Here is a 24,529-nt window from a genome sequence, read left to right as displayed (position 1 = left end):
GGAGAATGGCTGAGCGCTGTTCTCCACTTTTGCCAAAAAAGGAGGCTTTTCAACTGAAAACCATCACGTATTCCCCAAAGCTTCGCAGGATCCTCTCCGGCAAGCAGCTTCTCCGGGACGAAGTACTCCACTTATTCACCCCTCAGGAACTGGAAACTCATCTTCAATCAAACCATATTCTCTATACTCCTTCTATAGAAAAGAAAAAACACTCGTTTCGCTGCATGCGCTGTTTCAATGAACAGTCTTACCTTTTTTATGAGCAGCCATGTGCCAGGTGCAAGGGACCATGCATCTATTGCCGAAACTGTATTAACATGGGCAAGGCTTCTTACTGCAATCCGATTGTAAAATGGTCTGGGCCTGAAGAAGACCTTCTTGACCCGCCACAGCAGCCAATCCTTCAATGGGAAGGAACACTGTCCATCCCCCAGCAAAAAGCCTCTGATCAGCTTGTACGGGCGGTTGAAGAGAAGCGGTCGACACTTGTTCACGCCGTTTGCGGTGCCGGGAAAACTGAACTATTGTTTCAAGCAGCAGCCAAAGCACTCGAAAAAGGACAGCTGGTCTGCATCGCCACACCGAGAAGAGACGTTGTTCAGGAGTTGTTCCCGCGCTTTCAGCAGACATTTCCCACCATCCCTATTCAGGCTCTCTTTGGCGGAAGTGAGCATAAAAACGATGTCGCTCTCCTCACCATTGCCACCACTCATCAGCTTTACCGTTTTCAGCAGGCGTTTGATGTGATGGTCATTGATGAAGTCGATGCCTTCCCGTATCACAGTGATGTCACGCTTCAGAACGCCGCACAAAATGCACGAAAATCCTCTTCAACGCTCATTTATCTCACCGCGACACCATCAATTTCCCTTTTACAAGACGTCAAAAAAGGCATCCTCGAGTCCATTGTCATTCCCGCCAGATACCACGGCTATCCATTGCCGGTTCCTGAAACAAGATGGCTTGGAAACTGGAAAAAATCTATTGGTAAAAAACAGCTGCCATACAGCCTTCGATACTGGATTGAAAGCAGGCTCGCCATAAAAAAACGCATGATGCTTTTTATGCCGGATATTCCAATGATGCTTGAAGTAGAGGCGCTTCTTCGCACCTATACTGATAAGATTGAGTCGGTTCATGCCAAAGACGATAAACGAAGTTCAAAGATTGACAGAATGCGAAGAAAAGAGCTTGATATTCTCCTGACGACGACCATTTTGGAAAGAGGGGTAACTTTTTCTAATATTGATGTTGCAGTGCTTGGGGCAGAGCAATCGATTTTTACGGAAAGTGCTCTTGTCCAAATTGCTGGGAGAGCGGGGCGTGACTTTCGTTTTCCGTTTGGCACGGTGGCTTTTTTTCACTTTGGTCATACAGAAGCGATCGTCCAGGCTCAAAAGCATATTCTCCGAATGAATTATCGTGCAAAAAAAGACGGACTTTTAAAGGAGAAGAAACATGAACCGGTGCCTGAGCTGTCATGAGCCGATTCTTATCGAGATATCCTGGAGCGACCTTTTCACCCCGCGCAGGCAGTCGTCTTTATGCAGCGAATGTCAGGACAGTCTGCAGATAATTCGTCACGATTCCATCTGCACCATATGCTCGAGGCCGCTTAAAGAACAAACCTTTGCCTGTAATGACTGCCTTGTATGGTCAGAGGATCCCGTATACCACGATGTCCTCCATCAAAATCGTTCCCTCTATGTCTATAATGAAAGTTTAAAAGAGTTAATCAAACGCTTTAAATACGATCGGGACTATGCCATTGCGAGCTGTTTTTCAGACAGGCTGACAGATGCTTTAAAAATAATGCAGCCCTATGACCTTCTCGTTCCCATTCCTATACACGAAGCGAAAAAAATGGAACGCACCTTCAATCAGACGGAGGCGCTTCTTGAAAAAGCGAATCTGCCCTATCAAACGTTCCTTTCCCGCATGGACAATCCAGGTGTATCCCAAGCGAAAAAAGGAAAACAAGAACGGCATTCCACCCTCAATCCATTTTTCACCCTAGAAACCTTCCAACATAAAACCATTATTTTAATCGATGACCTTTATACAACCGGGACGACAATCCGCCACGCAGCCTATACTCTCAAGCAGGCAGGAGCAGGAAAAGTCTCATCCATCACGATCGGTCGTTAAAATAGGATTAAATTCCTAATTAATACTACCTACTTATAACAGGTATGTTATATAATAAAAGAAAACGGAATCAGGTGAATAATCATGGCAGAATTAAGAAATTGTCCTAGATGTAATGCGATTTTTAACTTTAACGGGCTTCGAGACGTTTGCTTGCAGTGCCATCAGGAAGAAGAGGATTTATTTCAGCAGGTGTATCAGTTTTTGCGCAGACGGGAAAACCGTGCCGCAACGGTAGAACGGATCGTAGAAGTTACAGGAGCAGAAGAAAAACAGCTCTACAAGTGGGTTCGCAAGCGCAGACTGCAGCCGGCTCAGTTTCCCGGGCTTGGGTATCCGTGCGATCAGTGTGGCACATTAATTACGCAGGCGAAGCTTTGCAGAACGTGCTCAGATTCTATAAAAAATGATTTAAAGCATGAAGAATCCAATCGTCAGTTTCAAGAAGCCTCCAAAAGCCATCAGCAAAAAACCTATTTATCAACGAGAAACACAAAATAAAAGACAAGAAAGGGGCATGGGACTTTATTTCTAATTTTCCCGTGCGCCTTTAATTTTTTCAATGCCTGCCGATATAATAGGTAACAAACAACCTTTAGAAAAAAGGAAAGCAGGTGACTTGTCTTGAAGATTAATTCGTTAAACAGTGCGAATCTCAATCCTTACGCACGCCAGCAGGCAAAAGTGGACCAAGCAGATGTTCAAAAGCTGCAAAAAGCAGACAAAGTAGAAATTTCATCTCAAGCGAAAGAAATGCAGGAAAACAGTTCGATTCAAGCGGAAAGACAGGAAAAGCTTAATCAGCTTAAACTCAATATTGAAAACGGTACGTATCAGGCAGATCCAAAACAAACAGCTGCGGACTTGCTGAAGCATTTCCGAAGCTAAACAGCTAATTTACCAGCCCTTGTTTTTTTACAGGGGCTTTTCTTCTGCCAACACTCTTAAGCAGGAGCTCTTTTTTAAAGAAAATAATCGTCAGGAGGTGCAGAAAAGATGCAGGTAAACATCGATCCCGCAGGTAAGTCTTATTCAAAATCAGACGTCCCCACAGCTGTTCAAAAAGGTGATCTTCTTCAAGTGACAATAAAAGAAAAGCACGTAAACGGTGAAGCAACGGTCCATTTTCGCGGGCGTGAACTGAAAGTGAAGGTGGAAGGTGATCTCCCATCATCAGGGAAAACCTCGGTTGAAGTGACCGGTTCAAAAGACGGGATGCCTGTCATCAAGCAAGCTGAACCTCCTGTCAAACAAGCGGTAAAACCATCCTCGGAACAGCAGCTGACTGCATTAAATGGAGGAAAGCCGGTTTCATCCGACATAAAAGCGGCAGCACAGATTCTGCTCGATAAAGGCATTCCTGTTAATAAGCAGGTGCTTCAGGAGCTTACATCCTTCATATCTAAAAGCAGCGGAGATGTATCGCTCAAGCTTTACAGTGTGACAGCCGCTGCGCAAAAGCAGCTTGATATGACCTCTACTCAATTACACCTCGTTCACAATGCCCTTCACGGGAAAACGGTCGGGGAAGAAGTGGGCAAACTGCTGCAAAAGGAAGGACTAGATCCCGCCCTTCAGTCGAAGCTCTCTAATGCCCCGAAGCAGCTTTACGATGCAGGAGCAGGCAAGCTGGCAGAAGTTCTGCAGACACTATCAAAAAAGTTTCCTGATCATCCTGTCATTAAACAGCTGACTGAAGCGTTGAAGAATGGGTCGAGCCTGAAGCAAATTGCAGACACGCTGCAGGCTCAATTTTCTTCTGAACTTACAGCCTCTTCATCTCTTTCAAAAAAAGTGTCCGATGCGGTGAAGCTTGAAGCGCTCATGGTCTCAAAAATGGCGTCACTGTCTTTACATCAATCCGCGCCCATTCAAAACCCGTCTGACCCGGAGCAGGATGGGCTTGTTGACGCACTGCAAAAAGCGATCAGGCTCGTTCAGAAAAACCCTGATATGCACGCCGTACTTAAAGAAATTCAACAGTCGATTCTGCCATCTGAGCACCTCCCTGAAAATCTATCTGCTTCTATTAAACAGGCGGTCGATCACGCATCCGCAGCACTCGATAAAGGCCGTGAGCTGTCAGCGAGGCAGGAGGTCATGCAGGTACTACAGCAAGCACATACGCAGCTGAAACCCCAGCACACGGCAGGGGACGAAGGCTATCAGCTTTCTGAACAATTAGCTGCTTCCCTTCCTGCCCAGTCAAAGGACTTTATCGTCACGAGAATCTCTGAAAAGCTATCACAAGCCGCTATTGATTTTAAACAGATTAAAAGAGATATTACGAGAAACCTCCAGCAGATGGACCAGCTGCTGCTTCAACAGCAAAGAAGAGCGGTGCCGCAAGTAAAGCCCATGCTAGAAAACACCATCAAAATGCTTGATCAAGCCATTTTAAAAAGCGATTTTATGCTTTATACCGATATGGCCACAGAGAAAAAGCTGTTAAAAGGAAGCTCTCAGCTCGCAGAAGCAGCGAGACTCGTGGCAAAAGGTCAAACAGCAGAGGCTGCCAAAGTGGTGTCTGAGGTTAAATTTATGATGGAAAAGATTAATTTTAAACCTGCAGATGTGCGGGTTCAGCATATGGTTTCAACCGAACTGCTTCAGCTTGATCCTCCGTCAATTTCGAAGCAGGCAGCGACTTCTGTGAGTCATTCCATGAACATGGTCCATCAGGAACCAACCGGCCGCCAGCTTTTTGAGCATGTGAGAGGGATGGGCTTAACGCATGAACATGAACAGTCTCATGCCCTGCTGACAAAAGGGAAACCACAAGAAGAGTTAAGTGCGTCACTTAAAAGCATGCTGTTAAAAATGGTACATGAAGAGGGCGAGAAGTCTGGTGTAAAGAGTGATTCGATGCTCAATCAAATTACCGGCCAGCAATTGCTCAGTAAAACCGATGCGAGCGGTCTTCAAAGCATGGTCATGACCCTGCCTTATCTGCTTGAAAACAAAGTGGAGGAATTCAAAGTTTTTCTTCAATCAAAAAGCGGGGAGCAGAAGGTGGACTGGGAAAACTGCAGTCTTTACTTTCTATTTGAAACGAAAAAGCTCGGAGAAGTGGGCATTGCGCTGACAGCTAACGAACGGATGCTGTCCATTAAAGTGAAGAATGATCTGCCTGGCTTTGAAGAAAAAATGAAGCCGCTCACTGCACTTGCTAAAAGTCGGCTAGAGGACATCGGCTACGAGATTGGCAGCATTCAATTTACCAAACTGCTAAAAGAATCGGTTTCTGCCACACCCCAAGAAGAAAAGGAACGATCCGCCATTCCGGCCATGTCAGAGAAAGGATTTGATTTCAGTATATGATGCCGCATTATTTTAATCAGGCAGCCAGAAAAAAAGTTAACGGTCCTTCTGCAGCCGTCATCCGCTACGATGAAAATGGCGGATCACCGAGCGTCGTAGCGCAGGGGAGCGGTGCACTCGGCAAGCGTATTATCGAACTTGCCCAGCAGCACAATGTTCATTTAGAAGAAGATGAGAGTCTTCTTGCCAACCTGCTCGATATAGACCTTGGCGACAGCATTCCACCTCAGCTGTATTCGGTCATTGCGGAGATGCTGATCTTAATAGAAGAAATGGAAAAAAACTATTAAACAACGTCTCCTTCAGCCGATATATAAAGTAGGCAGGAGGAGAAAAAATGAACTTTCTTACAAAAGAACTACTCTATCAAAAATCTTCACAGGAATTGACTTCGTATCTTTATGAAGCCGCGATCACCCAATTAAAGGATGCAATCCAAATGATTGATCGCAAGCAGTTTCTGGAAGCCAATAAACGAATGCAAAAAGTAAACGACATTATGCGCCGCCTTGGAGCAGGGTTGAATTATGACTCAGGCATCATTGCCGATCAGCTGGATGCGGTGTATAACTACATAGCGCAAAAAACGATTGAAGCAAACATAAAAAAGGATGCGCAGCTCGCAAAAGACATGCTCGCTATTCTTGAAGAGCTTTCTGCAGCATGGACCGAAATTTTAAAAACAAAGCCTGCAGCCGCTAAATCTGCCGGCAAAATAGGAACCTCTCAATACGAAAAACACATCATGGTGCAGGAGCGCAATCCGAATCCAATGGAAGCGGGGAAGTAAAAAATGAGAATTAATCATAATATCCAGGCATTAAATGCCTACCGTAATTTAAATCAGACCATGGGGGCAACATCGAAAAGTCTTGAAAAGCTATCATCCGGTCTTCGGATCAATAAAGCAGCAGATGACGCTGCAGGACTTGCCATTTCTGAAAAAATGCGTTCTCAAATCCGCGGCCTTGATATGGCAGAGCGCAACTCCCTTGATGCGATTTCCCTTGTGCAAACAGCAGAAGGCGCCCTTTCTTCCACTCATGATATTCTTCAGCGTATGAGAGAGCTGTCGATTCAGTCAGCAAACGGCACCCTTGAAGAAACAGACCGTGAAGCGATTCAGTCTGAAATTAACGAATTAACGTCCGAAATCGATCGTATCGCAGACACTACGCAGTTTAACCAGAAAAAGCTGTTAAACGGTTCTGATACAGGAAGAGCATTTTTGGAGACGACAAACGCACAAATTGATTACAACGGTCTTGGCGTGTTTGGCGGAACGGTAACGGCAGCACCAAGTGAACCTGCCAGTGCAAGACTTGATTTCCCAATGTCAGTGGGAGAACTGAATAACGCAGGCATTGAAGGCAAAAAGTTTACCATCAACGGCAAAGTATACGAAATTGATAACGCAGCTTCCCCAACAGCCGGCTTAACAGCTTCAGGCAATATTGCGGTCAATGTAACAGGCTGGAACACAGCAGCAACAACTGACGTCGCAAAAATCGGAAACATCAACACGCTGGTCAATGCACTGGAAACAGCCGTTCGAACAGCAGATCCAAGCTTTACCGTTTCAAAAACACCTGCTACAAATGCCGGTGCGGCAAATGACGGCCAAATTAACCCGGCTGCTATAACTTTCTCAACGCAGAACCCAATGTCGCCAAATGAGGCAGCCGACCTTTCAGTTGCCGTTGATCCGACATTAACTGGCGCAAGATGGACAAGTCCATTTACCGGAGGACCGGCAACAACCTTTCATGCGGATCCGGAAGCAGCTTCTTCCGAGCGAGTGAGCTTAACGTTCAGCGAAACACCAAAAGAAGGCGACTCCCTGAAGCTTGATGGCTTAACGATCAATTTTGGCAAGCCGGCTGTTCCGTATACAGGCGGAACTGCATCAGTCACGATTAACCCTGAAGGCAAGGACCTCGCTTCTGTACTAGAAGAAATTGACGGGGTTGTTGGTTCTGCTATTGCGGATCCTGCAACAAAAGCGCCTGCACTTGATGAGACGTTCTCTGTTGTTGGGAACACATTAACAGTTGGAACCATTAAAACAGATGACGGGGCAGCGAATGGTCTCGAAATTGAATTTAAAGACAGCGATTTTGTCGCAAACCAAGGAAAAGCGTTGAGTGTTGATTTCCAAATTGGCGCCAATGAGCTTGAAATGCTGACACTGACGGTGAATCCAATGGATGCAGCGAAGCTTGGCATTGGCCGCACAGCGGACGGCACCTTCCTTACTGTATCAGGTGTTAATGCTTCTCAAGGCGTCAGTGTTATGACAACTGACGATGCTTCCCGTGCCATTACCCTATTTGATAAAGCGATTCAATCTGTTTCTGAAGAACGCAGCAAGCTTGGTGCGGTGCAGAACCGACTTGAACATACGATTACAAACCTGCAGTCAGCCAATGAAAATCTGACGGCTGCTGAATCACGAATCCGTGACCTTGATATGGCGAAGGAAATGTCAACGTTCACGAAAAATAACATCTTAAACCAGGCCGGACAGGCGATGCTTGCTCAAGCAAATCAGCTGCCGCAGGGAATTTTGCAATTGCTTCAATAATGTTGTGAGAGGGAAGAGCCATGGGAGTATAGGCTTCTTCCCCTTTTTCATGTGAGCACGTATGATAAAAGGAACATTTACAAGTGGAGTGATAAAAATGGAAATTCAACGCATTTCAAAAACAGGACCGGCTAAAGCTTCCGCCAAAGCCGAGAAAGCCAAAGAATCCACCTCGTTTTCCGAAGTGATGGCAAAAAAAAGAGGCAGCACGCTCATTGATAAAATGACCGCCATGTCCAAGGAAATTGAAGACCAGGGAAAAGTACTCGCAGAATCCCGATCTGTTGAAGACTTAAAAAAATATAAAAAACTTGTGAAGCAGTTTATGGAAGAGGCCGTAAGCAACGCGCTTCAGCTTGAAGACCAGCGCGGCTTTAACCGCAGAGGGCGGACGAAGGTATATAAAATCGTCAAGGAAGTGGACCAGGGCCTGATTGACCTGACCAATTCCGTGCTTCAAAAAGAACAAAAAGGCATTGATATTTTAAGCAAAATCGGCCAGATTCAAGGGATGCTGATTAATGTCTACACGTAATGAGGGCAATTGCCGAAAAAGCATTAACTTATCGTCCAAAGAGCCGATATACAAAAGAGAAGCACGATCACTTTTTGACCAAAGGAGAACCCAATGACGGGATCATCACTGATTGACTTACTTGAAAAAATGCTGAAGCTGCATAAAAGTCTGCAGCAGATCGCCATAAATAAGACGGCTGTCATTAAGGAAGGAAATCTGACCTCCTTAACAGCACTGATGCAGGAAGAACAAAAGCACATCCATGCCATTAACACACTCGAGAAAAAACGCATCGGACTTATGACAGAGCTTACCGGCAAAAACAGTGCAGGTCTGCAGGAAGCACTTCCTTATATAGAAGAAAAAGAGCATGAACCTCTTTTGCACATGCAGGAAGAAATGCTAGCTGTACTGACAGCGCTAAAAGAAACCAACACACTGAATCAGCTTTTACTGGAGCAGTCGATGCAGTTTGTTTCGCTGAATATGGACCTGCTGATGCCGAGCGCAGATACGCAAACCTATGGCAATCGAGGCGACGATCAATCAAATGAAACGATCAAGCCGCTTTTTGACTCACAAGCCTGACCTGATTAACTGACTACACTGGAGGTTGAAGAATGTCTACTTTTCACGGACTCGAAGTTGCAAGACGCGCCTTAAACACACAGCAAAGCGCCCTGCACACAACTGGTCATAATATTGCCAATGCCAACACACCGGGCTACTCAAGACAGCGTGTGAATTTCACGCCGACTGAAGCCTTCCCGACAGCTGCCATGAACCGCCCGCAAATTCCCGGACAATTGGGAACCGGCGTAGAAGCAGGCTCCATTCAGCGCGTGCGCGAGAGCTTTCTGGACGATCAGTTCCGCAATGAGTCCAATAAACTGGGCTATTGGGACGCGCGAGCAACCTCCCTCAGTAAAATGGAGGATGTTATGAATGAGCCGACGACAAACGGCTTGTCTGCGGTCATGGGCGAATTTTGGCAGTCGCTGCAGGATTTATCGGTGAACCCAGAAAACACAGGCGCAAGAAGCGTCGTACTTGAACGCGGTCAGGCAGCGGTGGATACGTTTCATTATGCCAGCGATTCCCTTAAAACCATCCAGAAAGATATCGGCAGTGAAATCGGCATCGGCTTAAAAAGCGTCAATTCCCTGTTAGAGCAAATCAGCGGACTAAACAGCCAGATTGCAGGCGTTGAACCGCACGGCTACCTGCCAAATGATTTGTACGACAAGCGGGACGCGTTAGTGGACGAGCTTTCACAAATGGTGAAAATCAATGTACAGAAAACACCTTCCGGCGGAAATGACCTAAAAATCGCTGAAGGCGTTTATAATATCACGCTTGTGAGCGAAAACGGCAAAGAACAGCCCCTTGTCACAGGAAACCGGTTCAACCAGCTCGGTTTTGCGGATGCAAACGGCAGAATGAATGATCAAACGCCGGAAACCATTTCTTCGATTCAGCTTTTTACAAGTGAAGGAAAAGCATTGAACACCTCAATTCCATTTGCCAATGAAAATGGCACGATTCAATTTGCGCAAGGCAAGCTCCGCGGGATGATCGAATCCTACAGCTACAGTCATACAAACGCCAATGGCGAAACGGTTGAAAAAGGACTTTATCCCGATATGCTCAGCGACCTTGATAAGATGGCCTTTACGTTTGCAAATGCGTTTAATGCCGTCCATGAAAAAGGAACAGATCTTAAGGGTGAAAAGGGCAAGCCGTTTTTTGAACTGGCAAATCCAGCATCTTTTGAAGGAGCAGCAAAAGGACTCAAGCTTGCGGATTTAAACGCGCAGGATATCGCCGCCTCCATGTCTGTTTCAGAGAGCGGAGCGGTAAACGCAGGGAACGGACAAAACGCCATTAATCTTTCTAATATTCAAAGCATGATATTGTCAGACGGCGCCCTAAAGCTTGAAGGAACAGACGAAACAATTGATCTCCCCGGTTTAAGCGCCATCCAAAACGGCTCGTTAAATTCGTTTTATGAAGGAATGGTCGGCAAATTGGGTGTTAATGCAATGCAGGCAAACCGTATGGGGCAAAACAGCCTTGTGTTAACAGAGTCGGTTGAAGAAAAACGTCTATCAGTATCCTCCGTTTCACTTGATGAGGAAATGAGCAATATGATTCAGTTCCAGCATGCCTATAACGCCGCTGCGCGAAGCATTACCATGGTGGATGAAATGCTCGATAAAATTATAAACGGAATGGGCTTAGTCGGAAGATAAGGAGAGTGATCGATCATGCGTGTGACTCAATCCATGCTGTCAGGCAATATGATGCGGAATTTATCGTCAAGCTTTGAAAAGATGGGGAAATTCCAGGACCAGATTGCCACCCAGAAAAAAATTAACCGCCCGTCAGATGACCCGGTAGTCGCCATGAAAGGCATCTCCTACCGAAGAAATATGATTGAAACCGAGCAGTTTAAACGAAATTACTCTGAAGCGTATAACTGGACTGAAAATTCTGATGCCACACTTGATAAAACAGGATCTGCACTTCAGCGTGTCCGTGAATTAATCGTGCAGGCAGGAAATGATACGTATGACGCTGCGCAAAGAAAATCGATTAGCGAGGAAATTGACCAGTTGAAAGAGCATTTGGCCGAGCTTGGAAACACGAAGTTTGGGGACAAGTTTTTGTTTAACGGAACCAATACACTCGAAAAGCCGATTGATTTGTCTCAGGACCCTGTTAAGGTATCTGCAAACTCTGAATCGATTGACCTTGAACTTTCTAAAGGCGTGTATATTTCCGTCAATGTAGATCCAACAGCGGTTTTTTCATCTGATCTTTTTGATGATCTGGATTCTCTTATTGCTGGATTGAATGATCCAGACACAGAAGGCAAAGACATCAGTGGTTTTTTAAATCAAATGGACGGCCATATTTCAAATGTGACCGATACGAGAGCCAATTTAGGAGCCCGCCATAACCGGGTGGAATTAATGGAGATCCGTGTGGGAGAACAGGAAGTAACCGCGACAAAAATTATGTCTGAGAACGAAGATATCGATTTTGAAAAGGTGATCACAGACCTTAAAGTACAGGAAAGTGTTCACCGTGCTGCACTTTCGATCGGATCGCGTATTGTCCAGCCTTCTTTAATGGATTTCCTTCGTTAATAAAAGATTCTGCGCCATGAGGTGAATGCGATGCAAATTCCGCAGCTACAAATGCAATCCACATCTGCCAAAATCGGTATAAGCTCGACCAAAGCGAGCCAGTCGATTCAGCAGCCGTCCGCTAAACTTGACCTGGAATCACCGAAGGCGCAAATGACCATCCGCACGACACCCGGCAGATTAACCATTGATCAGTCGCAGGCGTGGGCAGCCATGGGACTCAAGCGTACTCCTCAGCTCATTCGGGAAGCGGCAAGCAAAGGCATGCAGGAGGTCCAGGCAGGCATGAGCCGAAGAACAAGTGAAGGCAATCAGCTTATGGAAATTGAAAAAGGCGGACGCGTCATTCAATCTATCGCCGCACGAAACAGCAACGGCCCTGAACAGTCCTTCAATATCGGGTTTATCCCGCCGCCTTTTAGTGTTAAGGTAAGGTATCAGCAAGGAAGCACACATATTGACGCGTCACCGCAAAAAGTCATCAACCGGACACGCGCCCAAAAGCCTATTATTGATCATCAAGCCGGAGACGTGTCAATCTCCATGAGACAGCGTGAATCACTTAACATACGAGTCGTCAATACGGAAATTTAACAAAAAGGAATGGGATGCATGACAACACTTGAAACAAAATACCACGGTCAGATCGAAGCCAACCAGGAAGAATTCTGGTTGTTTGAAAGCGGCATTCCTGGATTTGTAGACGAAAAAGAATTTGCCCTGATTGCGTTTCCTGAAAACGATGTGTTTCACGTGCTGCAATCCACAACCACTCCGGAGCTCGGATTTGTCGTTACCAATCCGTTCGCCTTTGCGGCTGATTATCAATTTAAACTTGAAGACTCGACGGTGAGTGCACTGAGTCTTGAAAAGCCGGAAGATGCTCTAGCCCTCGTCATTTTAAATGTGCAGGAGCCGTTTGAAAAGACGACCGCCAACCTGCAGGCACCGCTAATCTTCAACACCGCCAACCGCAAAGCAAAGCAAGTCATTTTAAACGACAGCGGCTACCAAACACGTCAGCGCATCCTGACCCCCGCTGAAGAAAAGGAGTGACCGCGCATGCTCGTACTGACACGCAAAACCGGTGAAGCCATCAAAATCGGCGATGACATCGAAATCACCGTCATCAGCTCAAGCGGCGACCAGGTAAAACTCGGCATCAACGCTCCCAAGCACGTCGATATCCACCGCAAGGAAGTTTACCTGAACATCCAGGAAGAAAACGAATCTGCATCCGTAGGCGTCGCCGATGTATTTAACCTTATACGAAAACCCTAAGCTGCTCCCTCACCCGGTGCAGCTTTTTTCATGGATGAAAAAAGTCCCGAAAAAGTAAAAAAACTTTTAAAAAACTATTAACAACTCCCACCAAGGTCCGATATAAGTAGTGTAAGCAAAAAGACAGCGGCGCCGCTATCGACTTGCTCGAAAAAACCAACTCGCGAACAAGGATGTTTGCGACACATTCAGGGAGGAAATTACAAATGATTATCAATCACAATATCACAGCTCTTAACACTCACCGTCAGCTTTCAAGTGCTACTAATGCGCAGTCAAATTCTATGGAGAAATTGGCTTCAGGTCTTCGTATTAATAGTGCTGCTGACGATGCAGCTGGACTATCAATTTCAGAAAAGATGCGTGGGCAAGTTCGTGGCTTGGAGCAAGCTTCACGAAATGCACAAGATGGTATTTCTTTAATACAAACTGCTGAAGGAGCATTAAATGAAACTCATTCTATGCTACAACGTATGCGTGAATTAGCAGTACAATCCTCAAATGATACAAATACTACTGAAGATCGCACAGCTATTCAAGATGAAGCTAATCAACTGGCTAAAGATATCAATCGTATTGCTAAAGATTCACAGTTTAATGGTCAAGATTTACTTACTGGTGCTGGTGGACCCAACACAGATGGAACCTTCACTTTCCAAGTTGGTGCTAATACAGGTCAACAAATTGAATTGACACTAGGAGATATGACCGGTTCAACAGGGCTTGGTATCGCTACTACTGATGCTGAAGATGCGAATGCAATTGATATTTCAACAGATGCTGCTACTGCAACAGCTGCGATTACCACTATTAATAATGCAATCAAAACAGTTTCAGCAGAACGTTCAAATCTAGGTTCTTATCAAAACCGTTTAGATTACGCTATTAACAATCTAAACACATCTGCAGAAAACCTTACTGCTGCAGAATCACGTGTTCGCGACGTAGACATGGCGAAAGAAATGATGAATCAAACGAAGAATTCTATTCTTTCTCAAGCTGCTCAAGCGATGCTTGCTCAAGCTAACCAACAGCCACAAGGTGTTCTTCAACTTCTTCGTTAATTTTATGTTTTTTAAAAAAGACTTCAGCTCAGCTGGGGTCTTTTTTAGTCCGCAAGATATGGTCTGTAAGTTATAGGGGAAGAGTCCATATCAGATAGAACTTATAACTATTAGCTTAACGATATGGTATCCGTGATGATCCAGAATCTGAAGAAGGTGGTGCAAACTTCAGGCAAGAAATAGCAATGTTATGTTAATCAGTTTACACAAAAAGACAAAGAACAAACTGTCTAAGGTTAAGGAAGTATATGGGGCTAATAGATAGATAAAAGATGGAACTGCGTGATAACTCATCCTATTAATTGGGTTCTATCATCCTGTTCCGAATATTTCCCTTATATATGATACCATACAAAAAAGAACCTGATCCCCGGTAGGAAATCAAGTACTTATTTGTAGGTCAGATAAAATTGAGCGATACACTAACTCAATATTGATTTTAGTATACTATTCAGTTAATAGACTTAGAAATTCTTCAAAATTATTACTTACCATATATGTTACTGGATTTAAATCTGAAGATTCCTCATGGTTCCAAACACACACTATGGGCTCTTCACTATTATTCCTAAAGTCTAAGCAAACAAAATCCCCTGCAAATAAAACAGCTATTGGCAGGAGTTCAGTACCTACCAAATCTTCATCAAAAACTATTCTCTCTTCTAATTGTGTTCTAACTACTCCTATGTCGTAGTACTCATCTTCTCTTTCCCCAGTTACTTTTAAAATACATAAAAACCGATCAATAGCATAAGTATGGTTGTTACAAGTAAAACTATCTTTTATGGGTGTACCACCGTTATATCTTTTTATAAATTCTCTATATTCAACTGGTAAATTTACTCTCCACTTGCTTTCCTTATCTGAAAGTAAGTTTTCGTCCGGCAAGGGATATATTATAGATCCATCTTTGAATTCCAATTTTAATTCCTCCTCAAAATTTTATCTTGGAGAGTCTGCCCACATACCTTTAGTTCTTCCACCATTGTGAGGTGTGATATTATGAATTCCAAATGGAACTAACTCCATTTTACCAGGAACCTCCGTATGATGCCATGTCATTCCTTTTCTTGTACCACCTATTTTTTCATCTAACCACTTAAACTGTTCTTTATCAGATAACTTCCAAAATTCCTTTGGTAGCTGAACAGTCTTTTCTACAATACCTGGACTTGCAAAATCAGCAAATCCATATCTCATACCTTCTACTTTCATAACTTTAATATCAGGAATATGTCTTTCTTTTACAGCAACTTCTTTTATCTTTCTTTTTTGAGCAGGAGACAAGCTATCCCCACCAGGAATAGTGTCATCCCAAGACCATGGTTTGTTTAAATCTACTTTTTCTTTATATACTTTTGCATAATCTTCAATAACTTCATCAAATTTCTTATTGCCATTAATAAAGTTGCTAATATTACTTAGATTGGTTTCTATTACTTCATTAGTTTTTTTCGAACCTCTAACTCCAACCCCCAACACATCCGGGCCATTGCCCTTCACCATTTTCATCCCTGCACCAAATGGCAGCATGGAGCCCATCATGAGCATTTCGGTTCTTTGTTCTGCGGTGACTTCGTTGCCTAGGAGGTCCTGGCCGAAGAAGAAGCCGGATAAGCCGTTGGCGCTGACGAGGCCGTAGATGCCTTTTTCTGCGTGGGAGACGCGGGTGAAGGCTTGGGTGCTGGATTTAAAGGCGGTCAGCGGCGCGGTGGCTGCTTTTGATCCTTTGGAAACTGCGAATACGGCTTTTCCGCCCTTGGCTACTTTGGAGGCGGGTCCGAGAATCGGGACAATGCCTGCGGCGGCCCAGGCGGCTGCAGCGGTTCGTTCAGAGGCGCTGAGCTCGCGTCCTGTGACAGGGTCGACGCCGGTTGATGCTCTCACTGTATCATAATAGCCTGAGAACTCACCAACGAAGTTTTTGGTGCCATCCAGAAATTTCTCAAGGCCGGAACGTGCATCGAGTTCGGCTTGCCGCGCCTGGGCTTCTCGAGCTTCGTGCAGCTGTTGTTTGTGCTTAATGTATTCGGTGCTGCGCTGCTGGGATGCTTCGATGGCAGCATGCGCTTCGCTATTTTCATAGGCATTCACATTAAAGGACATGGGCGAGAATGTTCCGTTTTGTGTGGTGGCTTGAAGCAATCCTTCGATCAGAGCGAGAATTAGTGTTTCAGATTCCACCGACAGCCCGTATTCGTCTACCAGAACCTGATCAAGCTCTTCCATTTGTTCAACCGTGTCATCCCGCTTGTTTTTAGCGTCTTGCATCGACAGTTCAATCTGGGCAGGAGAGTACGCCTCAAGTGAAACAAGATCCCGGATCCGCAACAGGATTGAGGATAGATCCTCGTGCTGCTGCTGAATCATGTCCGCTGTCCGTTTGTGAGCAGCATTCAGGTCGTCTTCCAGGAAAGGCACATCCATCTTCGTACTGCCGCCGAGCTTGCGGTCTTCTGCCATCGCTCCGACATCTTCCATAAACGCAATTTGCTGCTCCACCAGCTGCAGCCACATGTCCACCACGTCGATTTGGGCGGTGAAGAATCTTTTAATCGCTTCGGCTGCTTTGCCTTCAAACGCTTCGCCAAGATCCGTCACGGCTCTCATTTTTTCCCGTAAAACGTCGAGGCTTTCTCGAAAGGTGACGTACTGATGGACACGCTCTTCCATGGTTTCTTTTAAAGCGGCTGCGTCATATCTGACTGTTTGCGTCATCGCTTCACTTCCTTTGGTTTCTACTATTTTCCTTTATTGTAATGAACAACATCCATCCGCTTCAACTTTAAATAGGAAAAGACTTGAAAATAGGCTATAAGTCACAAACAGAAGGCTTTCTTCTTAAGTCTATTGAAAAAGAACCTCTGCTTTTCTCGAAAAATCGTTAATGATATGCCAAAGAGGCCGATATAAACAAAAAGAACCGTAAAAGGCGGGTGCCGAGTATGGAGAAGGTTATGTCATCTTTAACGACCAGGGAAATTGCTTCACAGTCATTGCCTCAAAATGCCCCAAAGGTAAACGAAGGGAAAGAAAGTTCTGCAAAAGAAGTGGTGGAGTTAAATCATGGACCAGGTTTCGCTTCGCGCATCGATACCACAAAGGTAGATAAAATCGTGAAAAGCATGAATGAGTTTTTAGCAGCTTCTCCGACGCCTACACATATAAAATTTGAATTTCATGAAGGCCTGAAGGAATATTACGTCACGGTAGTCGATGAAGTGACAAAAGAAATTGTGCGGGAAATCCCGGCAAAGCGGATGCTTGATATGCACGCATCGATGACAGAATTTTTAGGATTACTGGTAGATAAAAAGATCTGAGGGAAGTGAAATGAAATGAGTATGAGAATTAACGGACTTGCAAGCGGCATGGATATTGATTCAATAGTTAAAGAGATGATGAATGCCAATCGGGTGCCGCTAGATAAACTGACGCAGCAAAAGCAGTACACCGAATGGCAGCGGGATGATTACCGTGATTTAAACCGGAAAATGAATGATTTCAGCAATCTGGTTTTTGATACAGTCTTGCGGCCTTCAACGTTTTCACAAAAAACGGTGACGAGCTCTTCACCTGACGTTTCTATCAAAAGTCTTTCTGCGACAAGCGATATGGGTGGGACGATTAATGTCAGCCAGGTGGCGCGTGCTGCGACTCTTCGAAGCAACGCAAAAATCGAGCTTGATCCTGCTGCCAAGCTTGGCGCTGCGGGTGATCCTGAACAGACGATCACGATTCAGACAATCAACGAAAAGGGAGAGCTTGATCCTGAAGGCTATACCTTAACATTTAATCCAGCTGAAGAATCGATGAATTCGTTAATTGAAAAAATTAATAAAAACGCGAACGTCAATATGTTCTACGACTCGTTTACAGGCACCGTTTCCATGTCCTCAAAGCAAACCGGAAAAGCGAAGGAAGGCGATGAAATTAAGCTGACAGGAGCCTTTTTTGCGACTACCCTGAACCTTAATAATGGCGACATTGTTGAAGGGCAAAACGCCAAGTTTACGTATAATGGGCTTGAAACAGAACGGTTTTCCAATAAGTTCACGCTGAATGGTTTTGAATTTACGATTAACGAAGCGAGCAGCAAGGACATTCAGTTCAGTTCATCTCCTGACACAGAAAAAATCTTTGAGTCGATTGTTAAATTTACCGACGAGTACAACAAGCTTATTGAAGAAATCAGTAAGAAAACCTCTGAAACCAGGTACCGTGATTTCCCTCCTTTAACAGATGCACAGCGCTCTGAGTTAACCGAAAAAGAAGCAGAGCTTTGGGATGAAAAGGCAATGAGCGGTACATTGCGTGGAGATGCCACGTTAAACGGCTCTCTGAACAAGATGCGGCAGGTTTTATACAGTGCAGTCGAAGGGCTTGGCGATGCGAAACGGTTGTCTGAGTTCGGCATTACGACGTCAAACAACTACCGTGATGGCGGCAAGCTGATTATTGATGAAACAAAGCTGCGGGCGGCTATTTCAGACAATCCAACCGCTATTTATGATGTGTTTGCAAAAGACAGTCCTGTGAAAGAAGAACAGGGTCTTGCCAGAAGATTAAGAGAAACGATCTCTGCAACAAGAGATGATATTATAGCTAAAGCGGGCCGTGATACGAGTGTAGGCAACACCTATGCCATTGGTAGAAATCTTAAAAATATGGATGACCGGATCGACCGGTTTGAATCCAGACTCGCGATGCTTGAGAGCCGCTATTACAAACAGTTTTCAGCAATGGAAGTGGCGATTCAAAAAGCCAATCAGCAATCGGCCTACCTGATGCAATCATTCAGCAGTGGCATGTAAGTAAGCGTGAAAAGGAAAAAGGAGTGTCAACATGGCGATTCATAACCCGTATGCTGCCTATCAGCAGAATTCTGTCACAACAAAAAGTCCAGGCGAGCTGACTCTAATGCTCTACAATGGCTGTATTAAATTTATTCAACAGGCTAAGCTTGCGATTGAGGATCAAAATATAGAAAAAAGAAATGAGTCGATTCAAAAAGCGCAGAAAATCATTCAGGAGTTTATGGTGACCCTGAATATGGATATTTCTGTTTCACAAAATATGATGGTGATGTATGACTACATGAACCGCCGTCTGATGGAAGCGAATATCAACAATGACCGAGCCATTCTTGAAGAAGTGGAAGGCATGGTGACGGAGCTTCGCGATACATGGAAAACCGTCATTCAAACACAGCGTCAAAAGCAATTTGGTGCAGGAAATCAGGCATGAGTGCAGTCGAACAATGCCTTCGTCTAACTAAAGCGATTTATTCCGTTTTGCTTAACGGAAAGAAGGAAAGCCGGGAAGAGTGGATCAATCAGGTGAATGCTCTTTTTGACGAACGGGAAGAGCTTTTTCCGCAAATCAGTGAGCCTTTTTCCCCCGAAGAGCGCGAAATGGGCAATCAGATTATCAGCTTAAACAGCCGCATCCAGGAGCTTTTAGCCACCAATCATCTTCATTTGCAGGATGAAATGTCGAGTCTGCGTTCAAAAAAGACCAATATGAAAAAATACATTAATCCATATGATCAGGTTAATCGCGACGGAACCTTTTACGATAAGCGAAATTAATTAAACGCCCTTGAAGGCACTGGGTCAGACTCTATTAAAGAGGAGACCAGGTGCATTCAAGGGCGATTTTTTGTTTTGCGATTTAATGTACAACCTGACTCTATTAAAAAAAGTAATCCTTATCCAACTATAAGTCTGATATGATAATAAATGGAAACCATTCTATCTATTATCTATGTACCTGGCAGACTTCTGATTCATTCGTCGTACGATGACCCTGTGGTTGCTCTGTTTAAGGCAAAAGGAGTTCCTTATGATTGAAAAAAGTACCCCCATGTACCTTGCAATAACAGCATTGAACTTATTATTAAAATTGATAGTGATTGTGATCAGCATCTGCAGCATCGCGTCTTTGCCCTATCTGCTCACATCAAGCAAAGTGGAAGAGGCTGCTGTTGGATTTTTCCCTGTGAATTATCTGCAGGAAGTAGCCGCAACGGTGATAGGTCTTTTGCGTTTCTATGAACAGGAAGAAACGACCTTTTTCGGTGTTCGTATTGATATGGGATATATGCTGGAAGCCTATCAATACTCCATGTCTCTTTTACTCATGTCATTAGGAATTGCTTTTATGGTCGTACTGATTTTAACGTATTTGTATCATTTGCTTACATACCGTATGAAAAAGTTCGCAAAGTGGATTCTGGTATTTTTGGACTGCATCCCTGATGTGATCTTGATTTTGATTTTTCAATTAAGCGTCATACTGTTATATAAAGAAACCGGTTTTAAGCTGCTTCAGCTTTACGGGATCGGAAACGATGTGTATTTGCTGCCTGTGATTTGTTTAAGCATTACGCCGACTGTGCTGCTGTTGAAGATTTCTTTACGAATTCATGATGATGAACAAAGCAAGGAATACATAGATTTTGCCCTATCTAAAGGGCTTTCGCGGCAATATGTTTTTTTGGTTCATGTGTTAAGAAACATCTTTTTTTCGATCACCAATCATGTTGGGTTAATTTACTGGATGATGCTTTCCGGGCTGATCGTGATTGAGTATTTATTTGTTATTCAAGGTTTTACGATGATTTTATATCGCGCAAATGACAGCTCCATACTAGCTATTGCGATTATGCTTTTTTTAATTCCCTATGCGCTCTTGCAATGGATCTTTTCCCAGATTGATAAAAGGAGAGTGAATGATGAAAACTAACTCAAACACTCTTATTTATTCGATTTTAGTCCTACTGCTGCTTTTATTAACTGCCAGCTTTGTTTATGAATGGGGATTTAAAGAGAGGGTAGAACCGGTAAACATGAAACCGGATGCTTCCGGAGAGATGGTCTCGCCTCCGTTCCCGCCATCGTTTGATCATCCGCTTGGAACGGACCGGAATGGCAATGATTTAAGTTTGCGAATTTTAAATGGAGCAAAATATACGTTGATTTTTGTGTTTGGAGTAGGCCTGCTGAGAGTCGTATTCAGCATCGTTCTTGGAGCGCTGTTGACTTTTACGTGGAAACCGGTCAAAAAACTAACCGAAACCTTTCTGCAGCCATACATCAATATACCTGCATTTATTTTGGTGTACTTTTTGGCATTTGCTTTTTTACTGATAGATGAAACACATGGAATGGTCCCGCTGATGTCCTTTCAGTTTCTGGTATTAACGCTGGTCGGTATTCCTCCTTTACTAATGGTCTTTTCAAAGGAATTTGGGGAGATTTTAAAAATGGAATATATCCATGCTTCGTTTCAGCTAGGTGCTTCAAAGAGTCATATTGTGTTAAAGCATATTATTCCTGTTTTGAAGCCTCGATTGATGATTGTTCTTTTGCAGCAAATGATATCAGCCTTGATCCTGCTCTTGCATCTTGGAGTATTTCAGATTTTTATCGGGGGTGATTTAGAAGGAGGCATTATTGGTGCAGATGAAGATCTATTCCTTTCAAAATCAGGTGAATGGGCAGGGATGGTCGGGCAAAGTATATCGGATCTAGTCACTGCACCCTGGATTGTCCTTGCGCCAAGCTTGGCCTTTGTCCTGCTGATCTTATTGCTGAATATCATGATTAGACAAGTAGATGCCAAAATTGTTTAAGTGCACATGGATAAAGAAAGGAACAGGTAAAGGGCATAAAAATGAAGCAGAGAGGTGTGGAATATTCTCTCTGGAATCTTTGTTTTCCTGCTATCCATTTGGCAGAGATACGCCAGAATGTTCTCTTTTATTTATCGTACAGCAAAATTTTACTAAAAAATGAGGCCTGGTCAGTTTGCCAGCCTCATTTTTCTGTCTGCTATTCTTTTTTCTTCTTTTTCAGCTTCTCCATCTCCTGCGACACGACAAAAGCAAGGTCATCGTTGCCAAACATCGACAGGACCCCGAGCACGGTGTCATCCGGGACTTCACCGGCTTCTTCTTTTGAAACGGTCAAATCGATTGCGCCGCTGAGTTCAGGGTTTTCCGCCTGGTGTGGATACGCTTCAAGGTAGAGTGCTTTTGGATCAAGGTCATGATTCACACACCATTGCGCAAAAACGAGAATCATCATTCGCTCTTCTTTTTGATAGTTTTGGATAATAAAGTCTTCCATTTCATTTCCCATTCGTGTGCTCCTTTATGCTATTAGTCTCTTAAGTATAGCGAATAAAGAGTTTTATTTCATGTGCAGCGTATTAACAGAGCAGAATGTCACAGAGTGCTGAACTGTCGGGTTTCATTTGATATAGTGTACATAAGATACATACCGTTACAGTAAATAGGGAGAGGAGGAAAATACATTAAACCATTTATACTAGCCGTCATTGCCGCATTTTCATTGTTGTCGTGTGAAGATTGGACGGAGACAAAGGCTAAAAACAAGAACCTGGATGATTTTTTTCTTACAGTGAAAATAATCGAGTACCAGGAGGAAAGAACCTTTATCGCAACTATTAAGTATACAGGTGAGGAAGTGCAGTCTGAAATTCTTCATAATAGCGGTCTGTTTGATTTTACGGTAAAAGAAAAAGACGGAGATTTAATTGAAACGAAAGAAGCAGGGGAGGACGAAGTAACCACGCTGTTGCGAAAGGGTGAAACGCTTACCTTTAACAGCGGCTTTACGTCACTGAACGATCTTGAGCCGGGATTGTACGAATTCACTGCGGAGGCTGATTTCCGCAAGAGTGTCACCGAACCGGAACAACGAGCCGAATTAATGAGAATGATTTTGATCAGCGAATAACGTGAAGGCAGAGACAAAAATGAAAAAGTTAGAAAATGTAATCCAATATGTGCTGTTGGTATAAGGAAAGCGTCTGTCTGAAGCGGTTGTTCTGACGATTGTGCTGTCTTTAGTCGGCATTATGATGCATCACTTCGGCGGTATGTTAATAAAAGATAATGGGGAAAAAAAGCTTCAGCAAACGGCAGATCAGGTATCCGGGAGAATGGATACACTGTATGAGCAGATTGAATTGCTGACCACACAGGTAACTGCAAATCAGTCGATTCAGCAGCTTTTAAACCGGCTGGCAAATCGAGAAACTGCGACATTTCAGCAACACGTTAAAGGTGCTTCATCATTCATTTCTCTTTTTTTATCTCATCCGGTGCATGCCTTTTTGATTGGGGCAGGGGTGCTGTCTTTTATCATAGTATTCGCCATGATTCCTTCTGTTTTGCCATTCTTCGGTTTGTGGCATTCGCTGTATGCATGCTTGGTGGAGGACTTCACTGTTTTAGCCCGGGCTTTGAATAAAAGGGCAAAAATTGAAATTTAAAGCAATAAAAGAAGGATTCCCCCCTTTAAAACTCGAAATAAACAGGATGACAGTCGGCGCATTGTCTGCCCGCTTAATGGATTCCTGTAATCTTTTAAAGAGGGGTAATAAGATAACTTCAAGGGAGTGAGCAGATGAATTATCGTCAGTTGGGAAATACAGATATCCGCGTAAGCGAAGTAAGCTTTGGCACATGGGCAATCGGCGGTTCATGGGGATCAAATAATGATACAGAGTCGCTGAAAGCTCTTCGATATGCGATTGACAGAGGCGTCAATTTTTTTGACACAGCCGATGTTTATGGTGATGGACACAGTGAGGAACTGCTTGCTGAAGCAACAAGGGGCTTGAGAGACAGGGTTTATATTGCGACTAAATTCTGCCGTCAGGGTGATATTCACGATCCGGAGACGTATTCAAAAGAGCGGGTACGGGAATATTGCGAAGCCAGCTTAAAAAGATTGGAGCGGGATTGGATTGATTTATATCAAATCCATTGTCCTCCACTTGAAATTTTAAAAGAAGGCAGTGTGTTTAACGTACTGGACGACCTTCAAAGCGAAGGGAAAATTAAGCACTATGGCGTTAGTGTTGAAACGGTTGAAGAAGGACTGCTTTGTCTGGAGTATGCGAATGTTAAATCACTTCAGGTCATTTTTAACGTGTTCCGTCAAAAACCATTGGAAGAGTTATTTGAAAAAGCAAAAAAACGTGGTGTCGGAATTATTGTCAGACTTCCTTTAGCCAGCGGTTTGCTGACGAATAAATTTTCACTTGATCATCAGTTTGAAGCAGACGATCACCGTAATTTTAATGAAAACGGCGAATCCTTTAATGTAGGGGAAACATTCGCAGGGCTCGGTTTTAAAAAAGGAGTACAGCTTGCGCAGCAGATTGAGTGGATTGGTGAGGGAAGAGGAAACATGGCAAGAGCTTCCCTGCGCTGGATTCTTGATCAGCCGGAAGTGACGTGTGTGATTCCAGGCTTTAAAAATCAGCAGCAGGTAGAAGAAAATCTGCAGGCGATTGAAACACCTTCTTTTTCGCAGGATGAGCTGAGAAGACTGAATGATTTTTATCATCAGCATGTAAAAGATCATATTAGGGGAGCCTATTAAGCAGGACAACAGCTTCCATTTCAACGCCCGATCATAGCGCT

At 44.0% G+C, this 24,529-nt stretch carries 28 protein-coding genes; 25 read left to right on the top strand and 3 right to left on the bottom strand.

The genetic code is table 11. The features are described from left to right. Window positions 1–5: 5 nt before the first annotated feature. The 16 genes from KR50_RS16325 (at window position 6) to KR50_RS16250 (ending at window position 14,067) form a co-directional block, all read left to right on the top strand. Window positions 6–1,484, top strand: coding sequence for a DEAD/DEAH box helicase (locus KR50_RS16325; protein ID WP_052477177.1), 1,479 nt, complete (start codon window positions 6–8; stop codon window positions 1,482–1,484). Beyond that, the gene (locus KR50_RS16320) at window positions 1,459–2,148 is read left to right on the top strand and encodes a ComF family protein (RefSeq protein WP_041061166.1); all 690 of its coding nucleotides are present in this window, start codon (window positions 1,459–1,461) and stop codon (window positions 2,146–2,148) included. The genes KR50_RS16325 and KR50_RS16320 overlap by 26 nt, the downstream gene beginning before the upstream one ends. An 84-nt stretch (window positions 2,149–2,232) precedes the next feature. Then, entirely contained in the window at window positions 2,233–2,649 is a 417-nt protein-coding gene (locus tag KR50_RS16315; protein WP_041061164.1) for a TIGR03826 family flagellar region protein, read from the top strand. 123 nt (window positions 2,650–2,772) lie between these two features. Further along, window positions 2,773–3,036 (top strand): flagellar biosynthesis anti-sigma factor FlgM, encoded by a 264-nt coding sequence (flgM, locus tag KR50_RS16310; RefSeq protein ID WP_041061162.1) that lies wholly within the window; start codon window positions 2,773–2,775, stop codon window positions 3,034–3,036. Window positions 3,037–3,144: 108 nt separating this feature from the next. Further along, window positions 3,145–5,469, top strand: a complete 2,325-nt coding sequence (locus KR50_RS16305; protein ID WP_041061160.1) for a hypothetical protein — start codon at window positions 3,145–3,147, stop codon at window positions 5,467–5,469. Beyond that, window positions 5,466–5,759, top strand: coding sequence for an EscU/YscU/HrcU family type III secretion system export apparatus switch protein (locus tag KR50_RS16300; protein WP_041061157.1), 294 nt, complete (start codon window positions 5,466–5,468; stop codon window positions 5,757–5,759). The genes KR50_RS16305 and KR50_RS16300 overlap by 4 nt, the downstream gene beginning before the upstream one ends. A 47-nt stretch (window positions 5,760–5,806) precedes the next feature. Next, window positions 5,807–6,259, top strand: a complete 453-nt coding sequence (locus KR50_RS16295) for a flagellar export chaperone FliS (protein WP_041061155.1) — start codon at window positions 5,807–5,809, stop codon at window positions 6,257–6,259. Between the two features lie 3 nt (window positions 6,260–6,262). Then, window positions 6,263–8,053: a flagellin N-terminal helical domain-containing protein gene (locus KR50_RS16290; protein WP_041061152.1), complete on the top strand. Its 1,791-nt coding sequence runs from the start codon at window positions 6,263–6,265 to the stop codon at window positions 8,051–8,053. Between the two features lie 97 nt (window positions 8,054–8,150). Continuing rightward, a complete protein-coding gene (locus tag KR50_RS16285; RefSeq protein WP_041061150.1) occupies window positions 8,151–8,588 on the top strand; it encodes a YaaR family protein in 438 nt (145 codons plus the stop codon). 93 nt (window positions 8,589–8,681) lie between these two features. Next, entirely contained in the window at window positions 8,682–9,158 is a 477-nt protein-coding gene (locus KR50_RS16280; protein ID WP_041061148.1) for a flagellar protein FlgN, read from the top strand. 32 nt (window positions 9,159–9,190) lie between these two features. Beyond that, complete coding sequence (gene flgK / locus KR50_RS16275; protein WP_041061145.1) at window positions 9,191–10,822, top strand: flagellar hook-associated protein FlgK; 1,632 nt, start codon at window positions 9,191–9,193, stop codon at window positions 10,820–10,822. A gap of 15 nt (window positions 10,823–10,837) precedes the next feature. Beyond that, complete coding sequence (gene flgL / locus KR50_RS16270; protein WP_041061141.1) at window positions 10,838–11,722, top strand: flagellar hook-associated protein FlgL; 885 nt, start codon at window positions 10,838–10,840, stop codon at window positions 11,720–11,722. 30 nt (window positions 11,723–11,752) lie between these two features. After that, on the top strand, window positions 11,753–12,316 hold the full coding sequence (locus KR50_RS16265; RefSeq protein WP_041061139.1) for a DUF6470 family protein: 564 nt from the start codon (window positions 11,753–11,755) through the stop codon (window positions 12,314–12,316). 18 nt (window positions 12,317–12,334) lie between these two features. Then, the gene (fliW, locus tag KR50_RS16260) at window positions 12,335–12,778 is read left to right on the top strand and encodes a flagellar assembly protein FliW (RefSeq protein WP_041061137.1); all 444 of its coding nucleotides are present in this window, start codon (window positions 12,335–12,337) and stop codon (window positions 12,776–12,778) included. A gap of 6 nt (window positions 12,779–12,784) precedes the next feature. Next, complete coding sequence (gene csrA / locus KR50_RS16255) at window positions 12,785–13,003, top strand: carbon storage regulator CsrA (protein WP_041061135.1); 219 nt, start codon at window positions 12,785–12,787, stop codon at window positions 13,001–13,003. 206 nt (window positions 13,004–13,209) lie between these two features. Beyond that, window positions 13,210–14,067 (top strand): flagellin N-terminal helical domain-containing protein, encoded by an 858-nt coding sequence (locus tag KR50_RS16250; protein WP_041061133.1) that lies wholly within the window; start codon window positions 13,210–13,212, stop codon window positions 14,065–14,067. 447 nt (window positions 14,068–14,514) lie between these two features. Here KR50_RS16250 and KR50_RS16245 read toward each other — a convergent pair whose 3' ends face one another. Together KR50_RS16245 and KR50_RS18345 are read right to left on the bottom strand one after the other, a co-directional pair. Continuing rightward, window positions 14,515–14,988, bottom strand: a complete 474-nt coding sequence (locus KR50_RS16245) for an SMI1/KNR4 family protein (RefSeq protein ID WP_041061130.1) — start codon at window positions 14,986–14,988, stop codon at window positions 14,515–14,517. 21 nt (window positions 14,989–15,009) lie between these two features. Then, a complete protein-coding gene (locus KR50_RS18345; RefSeq protein ID WP_084215647.1) occupies window positions 15,010–16,785 on the bottom strand; it encodes a T7SS effector LXG polymorphic toxin in 1,776 nt (591 codons plus the stop codon). Between the two features lie 227 nt (window positions 16,786–17,012). Between KR50_RS18345 and flaG the strand changes: the two genes are divergently transcribed. The 6 genes from flaG (at window position 17,013) to KR50_RS16210 (ending at window position 21,703) form a co-directional block, all read left to right on the top strand. Continuing rightward, window positions 17,013–17,390, top strand: coding sequence for a flagellar protein FlaG (gene flaG, locus KR50_RS16235; RefSeq protein WP_041061127.1), 378 nt, complete (start codon window positions 17,013–17,015; stop codon window positions 17,388–17,390). 15 nt (window positions 17,391–17,405) lie between these two features. Continuing rightward, window positions 17,406–18,881, top strand: a complete 1,476-nt coding sequence (locus tag KR50_RS16230; protein WP_041061125.1) for a flagellar hook-associated protein 2 — start codon at window positions 17,406–17,408, stop codon at window positions 18,879–18,881. A 31-nt stretch (window positions 18,882–18,912) separates the two neighbouring features. Then, window positions 18,913–19,314, top strand: a complete 402-nt coding sequence (gene fliS / locus KR50_RS16225) for a flagellar export chaperone FliS (protein ID WP_041061122.1) — start codon at window positions 18,913–18,915, stop codon at window positions 19,312–19,314. Then, window positions 19,311–19,658 (top strand): flagellar protein FliT, encoded by a 348-nt coding sequence (locus KR50_RS16220; protein WP_041061120.1) that lies wholly within the window; start codon window positions 19,311–19,313, stop codon window positions 19,656–19,658. Before fliS ends, KR50_RS16220 begins: the two co-directional genes overlap by 4 nt. 253 nt (window positions 19,659–19,911) lie before the next feature. Continuing rightward, window positions 19,912–20,814 (top strand): ABC transporter permease subunit, encoded by a 903-nt coding sequence (locus tag KR50_RS16215; protein ID WP_041061115.1) that lies wholly within the window; start codon window positions 19,912–19,914, stop codon window positions 20,812–20,814. Further along, entirely contained in the window at window positions 20,804–21,703 is a 900-nt protein-coding gene (locus tag KR50_RS16210) for an ABC transporter permease subunit (RefSeq protein WP_041061112.1), read from the top strand. Before KR50_RS16215 ends, KR50_RS16210 begins: the two co-directional genes overlap by 11 nt. Window positions 21,704–21,902: 199 nt before the next feature. Here the strand turns inward: KR50_RS16210 and KR50_RS16205 are convergent, their stop codons facing one another. Beyond that, entirely contained in the window at window positions 21,903–22,211 is a 309-nt protein-coding gene (locus KR50_RS16205) for a hypothetical protein (RefSeq protein WP_041061109.1), read from the bottom strand. 282 nt (window positions 22,212–22,493) lie between these two features. On the opposite strand from KR50_RS16205, the gene KR50_RS16200 reads away from it, so the two are divergent. The 3 genes from KR50_RS16200 (at window position 22,494) to KR50_RS16190 (ending at window position 24,488) form a co-directional block, all read left to right on the top strand. Continuing rightward, window positions 22,494–22,832 (top strand): hypothetical protein, encoded by a 339-nt coding sequence (locus tag KR50_RS16200; protein WP_041061107.1) that lies wholly within the window; start codon window positions 22,494–22,496, stop codon window positions 22,830–22,832. A gap of 100 nt (window positions 22,833–22,932) precedes the next feature. Next, window positions 22,933–23,370, top strand: coding sequence for a hypothetical protein (locus tag KR50_RS16195; protein WP_041061104.1), 438 nt, complete (start codon window positions 22,933–22,935; stop codon window positions 23,368–23,370). Between the two features lie 134 nt (window positions 23,371–23,504). After that, the gene (locus tag KR50_RS16190; protein ID WP_041061102.1) at window positions 23,505–24,488 is read left to right on the top strand and encodes an aldo/keto reductase; all 984 of its coding nucleotides are present in this window, start codon (window positions 23,505–23,507) and stop codon (window positions 24,486–24,488) included. The last annotated feature ends 41 nt before the right edge of the window (window positions 24,489–24,529 follow it).

It is taken from the genome of Jeotgalibacillus campisalis, from assembly GCF_000829515.1.
GTDB lineage: Bacteria > Bacillota > Bacilli > Bacillales > Jeotgalibacillaceae > Jeotgalibacillus > Jeotgalibacillus campisalis.
The sequence above is the reverse complement of the archived record's forward strand: the minus strand, read 5'-3'. Positions and strand labels throughout refer to the sequence as shown.